At 74.0% G+C, this 5683-nt stretch carries 4 protein-coding genes and 1 riboswitch; of the genes, 3 read left to right on the top strand and 1 reads right to left on the bottom strand.

What is annotated here, in order from left to right:
* The first annotated feature begins 501 nt into the window (after positions 1-501).
* Positions 502-664: riboswitch (cyclic di-AMP (ydaO/yuaA leader) on the top strand.
* A 13-nt stretch (positions 665-677) separates the two neighbouring features.
* Together ACFXG1_RS04195 and ACFXG1_RS04200 are read left to right on the top strand one after the other, a co-directional pair.
* On the top strand, positions 678-1505 hold the full coding sequence (locus ACFXG1_RS04195) for a M23 family metallopeptidase (protein ID WP_384721848.1): 828 nt from the start codon (positions 678-680) through the stop codon (positions 1503-1505).
* A gap of 286 nt (positions 1506-1791) precedes the next feature.
* Positions 1792-2583 carry a GntR family transcriptional regulator gene (locus ACFXG1_RS04200; RefSeq protein ID WP_384721851.1) on the top strand — a complete coding sequence of 264 codons (792 nt, stop codon included), beginning with the start codon at positions 1792-1794 and terminating at the stop codon, positions 2581-2583.
* Positions 2584-2885: 302 nt separating this feature from the next.
* On the opposite strand, the gene ACFXG1_RS04205 is transcribed toward ACFXG1_RS04200, so the two are convergent.
* The gene (locus ACFXG1_RS04205) at positions 2886-3167 is read right to left on the bottom strand and encodes an HPr family phosphocarrier protein (protein ID WP_358828124.1); all 282 of its coding nucleotides are present in this window, start codon (positions 3165-3167) and stop codon (positions 2886-2888) included.
* 247 nt (positions 3168-3414) lie between these two features.
* Here ACFXG1_RS04205 and ACFXG1_RS04210 point away from each other — a divergent pair.
* On the top strand, positions 3415-5683 hold a 2269-nt coding region (locus tag ACFXG1_RS04210; RefSeq protein WP_384740852.1), incomplete at its 3' end, for a GNAT family N-acetyltransferase.

The raw sequence follows: 5683 nt of genomic DNA on the forward strand, positions 1-5683 counted from the left end.
GCAGGCCATCGCCGCGCCGACGATGCCCGCGTTGTTCTGGAGCCGCGCCGGGACGAGTGCGTTCGTACCGGGCGGGGGCCTGCGGCCTGCGGCCTGCTCCCGCGGAGGGCGGGCGGGGCTCGTTCCACGAGACCCGAACCGGCGCCCTGTTCGGAGGAGTGCCGGGCGCGAGTGTCCGTACGGAGGCCCGGCACCGATCGTCGGTAGCGGGACCGGAGGCGACGGACCGGTCGTACGGGGGTGTTCGTACGGCTGTGTTCGTACGCGACCGGAGGCGCGGCGCGCCCGGGGGCCGGGGCGGGCCCGGGTGCGGCGGGGGTGAACCGGCTGACGGGGTGCCGTTCCTGGGGCCGCCGCCCCGTCAGCTGTCCGTTTTGGTGGGAAGTTGACCGACACGTGCTGTGGCATGAGCAACAAAGAGGGCCGTTTGTTTGGTGATCGACACGCGCCCCGCCTAGCGTCGATCCGGCTGTTCGCAGGCAGGCGCCGCATCCGCGGCACGGACAGCCATCGCCGAGTCCCCGCAGGCGCGAGCCGAAGGGGAGCCGGGGACCCACCGTTCCCCTGGGGTGAATCGGAGCCTCCGCAGCCTGCGGAGGGGCCGTAGGAGACCTTCCTCTCTCCGAACCCGTCAGCTAACCCGGTAGGCGAGAAGGAAGGAAAGGACCAGCCTTTTCATGGCGTTCGCCCGATCCCACGGGAAGCATCGTGCCCCGAGCCGTGTGACGCGCCGCGGCGCGAGCCTCGCCGGAGCCGCGACCCTCGCCACGACCGGTGTCATCGGTACCCTCGCGGCCCCCGCGTTCGCGTCTGACAACGACGGCCGCGACCAGGGCCCCGACACGGGTGGCCTGAGCGCCGAGGACACGGGCACCCTCCGGATCCTGGCCGCCGAGGACTCCGGCACCCTCCGGACGCTCTCCGGCCCCGACACCCTCGCCGCCCAGGTCGCCGACCAGGCCCACGCCCAGAAGCAGGAGGCGATCGCCCGGGCCCAGGCCGAGGCCGAGGCGAAGCGGGAGGCCGACGCGCGGGCGAAGGCGGAGCGGGAGGCCCGCGAGCGCGCGGCCCGCGACGCCGAGCGCAAGCGGCTCCTCAACACCTGGACGTCGCCCGTCGCCGGATCCGAGGTCACCACCTCGTACCGGGCGAGCAGCTCCCTCTGGTCCTCCGGCAGCCACACCGGTATCGACTTCCACGCCTCGACGGGTACGCAGATCGTGTCCGTGGGCGCGGGCACCGTCGTCGAAGCGGGCTGGGGTGGCGCGTACGGCTTCAATGTCGTGATCCAGATGCGGGACGGTTCCTTCACGCAGTACGCCCATCTCTCGTCGGTCTCGGTCGCCCCCGGGCAGAGCGTGCTGCCCGGCCAGGAGATCGGCCGTGCAGGCTCGACCGGCAACTCGACCGGCGCCCACCTCCACTTCGAGGTCAGGACCGGGGCGGAGTACGGCTCGGACGTCGACCCCGTCTCCTATCTGCGGGGCAAGGGCGTCAACATCTGACCCCCGCCGCCCCCGCCGCCTCCGCGGCCCCCGGTGGACACCCGCCCGGCCCGTCCGGGTGACCGTCCCCCTCCTCTTCCGTGCCCCGGCGCCCCGCGCGCCGGGGCACGCGGCGTCTCCGGGCGCCTCGCGTTCCGCCCCGTACACCGCTCGATATCGGCCGCCGTCGGCCGAAAGTCGGCGATGGATTATCAGGTGCTGTCGGAATTCCTTCGCCATTGGCATAGAGTCGGCCCGGAAATGAGAAATCCTGGTTGATTTCCCGGGCCCACGGCGGAGGTACGGTATGCGGGTTCCCGCGCATTCGGTCTGCAGGGCGATCCGCGACGACATCGTCTCCGGGGTGTTCCGGCGCGGTGAGCGGCTTACCGAGGAACAGCTCGCGAAGCGGTACGGAGTCTCCCGCGTCCCCGTGCGCGAGGCGCTGCGGACCCTTGAGGCCGAGGGGTTCGTGACCACCCGGCGGCATGCCGGGGCGTCCGTCGCCGAGCCCACCGGCCGGGAGGCGGCCGATCTCCTGGAGATCCGTACGCTCCTCGAACCACTGGCCGCGGCCCGCGCGGCCCACCACCGTACGGAGGGTCATCTGCGGGTCCTGCGCGGGCTGGTACGGCTGGGGCGGGAACGGGCGGCGCACGGCCGGGCGGCGGATCTGCGGGCGCTGGACGGCTGGTTCCACGACACGCTCGCCCAGGCGTCCGGGAGCCCGGGGCTGATCGCGCTGCTCACACCGGTACGGCGGAAGATCGCCTGGATGTACGCGGTGGAGGTGGCCCATCGCGGGCCCGAGGAGTCCTGGGCCGAGTACGGGGCGATCGTGGACGCGGTGGGGCGCGGGGACGCCGAGCGGGCGCGGGCGCTGACGGCGCGGCACAGGGAGCGCGTGGCCGATGTGCACCGGCTCCGGGGTCCCGGCGCGCCGGAGGACGGACCGGAGCCGGGCGCCGTACGGCAGGAACGCGAGCCGGTTCCACCGGTTCCGCCGCCGGTACGGGGTCGGGGTCGGGGTCCGGGCCGGGACCAGGGGCGGGCGCGCGGCGGCGGATCGGCGCGGGTGGGGGCACGGCCGGTCCGGTGAGCCGGAACTCGTCGGGGAGCCGGCGGCCGATGGCCGGGAGTTCGCAACATTCCGGCAACACGGAATACGACCGCATTTAACACGGCCACCGTATAAAGGGAGGGTGTCGTATTTACCGGAACGGCCGGTGGCTGTCGTGCACCTATTCAACCGGCCGGACGGTGATACACATCAGGCGCTGATCCCCGGGCGGGGGATCAGCGCCTGAGAATTCCGGGAGCGCCGTTGCGGCGGGGAATTCCGGTGCGCGCCGGAGGCCGTGGGGAGACCGGACGGCCGGGCGCGGAAGCAGTGGAGTCGGCTCAGACCGTCTCCGGCAGCTCCTCCAGGCCTTCGGCGACCAGCTTCGCCAGACGGTCGAGCGCGGCGTCGGCACCCTCGGCGTCGGAGGCGAGCACGATCTCCTCGCCGCCCTGGGCGCCCAGGCCCAGCACGGCCAGCATGGAGGCGGCGTTCACCGGGGAGCCGTCGGCCTTGGCGATCGTCACCGGAACGCCGGAGGCCGTGGCGGCACGGACGAAGATGGAAGCGGGGCGGGCGTGAAGGCCCTCGGCCCAGCCGACGTTGACGCGGCGCTCAGCCATGGTGTTGCCCTTCAAGTATCAGTGGTTGTCTAGACCAGTTCCCGGTCAGTGTCTCACGACGCCCCGGGTGCTCGGGTCGACCGCGGGGAGCGGCCGTGCCCCCCAGAGTGCCCCGGTCCGGCGCCGGTCGCGAACCGTGACCGGGCAGCCGCGCGGGGCCTGTGCGACCCGTGGCGCGGGGGAGACTGGAGCGACGGAGCGTGCGAGCGGGTCCCGTGTCGCGGAGTCGCGCCGTACGCTTTCCGGCATGCAGACCGAGCGGGGTGCCGAGCGGGGTGTCGAGCGGGAGAACCGGGGACCGGATTCCGGCGGGCCGGACCCCGCGGGGCCGGACCGGAGCGGGAACGCGGGCGGCGGTAGCGGGAACGCGGGCGGTCGTGGCGGGGACGCGGGCGGCGGTAGCGGGGACGACGCGGGTGGTCGTGGCGGGGACGACGCGGGCGGCGGTGCGGGGGAGCACGCGTACCCCGACCACTGGGAGGCCGATGTCGTCCTGCGCGACGGCGCGACCGCGCGGATCAGGCCCATCGCAGCGGGCGACGCCGACCGGCTGGTCGGCTTCTACGAGAAGGTCTCGGACGAGTCGAAGTTCTACCGCTTCTTCGCGCCCTACCCCCGGCTCTCCGCCAAGGACGTGCACCGCTTCACCCATCACGACTTCGTGGACCGGGTCGGTCTCGCCGTCACCGCAGGGGACGAGTTCATCGCGACCGTCCGCTTCGACCGCATCGACCGGTCCGGGCGGCCCGCGAGCGCGCCCGCCGACGCCGCCGAGGTGGCGTTCCTGGTCCAGGACGCGCACCAGGGGCGCGGTATCGCCTCCGCCATGCTGGAACACATCGCGGCGGTGGCCCGGGAACGCGGCATCCGGCGGTTCGCGGCCGAGGTGCTGCCCGCCAACAACAAGATGATCAAGGTCTTCCGGGACGCGGGGTACACCCAGCGCCGCAGCTTCGAGGACGGCACCGTCCATCTGACCCTCGACCTCGAACCGACCGCCGAGTCCGTCGCCGTCCAGCGCGCCCGCGAGCACCGGGCCGAGGCCCGCTCGGTACAGCGGCTGCTGGCACCGCGCGGGGTCGCGGTCGTCGGTGTCGGCCGGACACCCGGCGGCCTGGGCCGGACCGTGCTGCGCGATCTGGTCGCCGGCGGGTACACGGGCCGGGTGTACGCCGTGAACCTGGCCTTCCCCGCCGGCCTGCGGGACGTCGACGGCGTGCCCGCGTACCGCTCCGTACAAGAGATCACCGACCGGCCCGCCGGGGCCGGCCCGGGGGAGCGGACCGCGGACCCCGTCGACCTCGCGATCGTCGCGGTACCCGCCGAGCGGGTGCCGGAGGTCGTCGCCGACTGCGGGGAAGCCGGGGTACGGGGGCTCGTCGTCCTCAGCGCCGGATACGCCGAGACCGGGGCCGCGGGTCTGGAACGCCAGCGCGACCTGGTCCGCCGGGCGCGGTCGTACGGGATGCGGATCATCGGCCCGAACTCGTTCGGGATCATCAACACCGCGGATTCCGTACGCCTCAACGCGTCGCTCGCCCCGCACGCGCCCGCGCCGGGCCGGATCGGACTGTTCACCCAGTCCGGGGCGATCGGCATCGCCCTGCTGGCGGCGCTGCACCGGCGGGGAACGGGCGCGGGGCCGGAAGGGCCGACCGGCGCGGGAGGTTCCACCGGCCCCGGCGACGGCACCGGACCCGGCGACAGCACCGGACCCGGCGACAGCACCGGACCCGGCGATACCGCCGGCCTTGCCGACGACCTGGCTGGTCCGGCCGGTCTGGCTGGTCTCTCGACGTTTGTCTCGTCCGGCAATCGCGCGGACGTCTCCGGCAACGACATCCTCCAGTACTGGTACGAGGACCCCGACACGGATGTCGCCCTCCTCTATCTGGAGTCCATCGGCAATCCGCGCAAGTTCACCCGCCTCGCCCGCCGCACTGCCGCCGTGAAACCGGTCGTCGTGGTCAAGGGCGCCCGGCACAGTGGCAGCGAGCCGCCGGGCCACGCGGTACCGGCCCCCCGGATCCCCGACGCGGCGGTCGACGCGCTGCTCCGCCAGGCGGGCGTGATCCGGGTCGACACGGTGACCGAACTCGTCGACGTGGGTCTTCTGCTCGCCGGGCAGCCCCTGCCGCGCGGCCCCCGGGTCGCCGTCCTCGGCAACTCCGAGTCCCTCGGGCTGCTCACCTACGACGCCTGTCTCGCCGAGGGACTGCGCCCGCTGCCCCCGCTCGACCTCACGACGGGCGCCGCCCCCGCGGACTTCCGCGCCGCCCTGTCCCGCGCGCTCGCCGACGACGACTGCGACGCCGTGGTGGTCACGGCCATCCCCTGGGTACGGGAGAACGGCGCGGCGGACTCCGGCGAAGGCGGCGACCTGGCGACGGCCCTGCGCGAGGCGGCGGCGACCGCGCCCGCGAAGCCGGTAGCCGTCGTCCAGGTCGAACTCGGGGGCCTGGCGTCCGCCCTCGCCGCGGCGGACCGGACAGCGCGGACCCCGACGGGTACGGAGC

Source organism: Streptomyces sp. NPDC059248 (assembly GCF_042753905.1).
Lineage (GTDB): Bacteria > Actinomycetota > Actinomycetes > Streptomycetales > Streptomycetaceae > Streptomyces.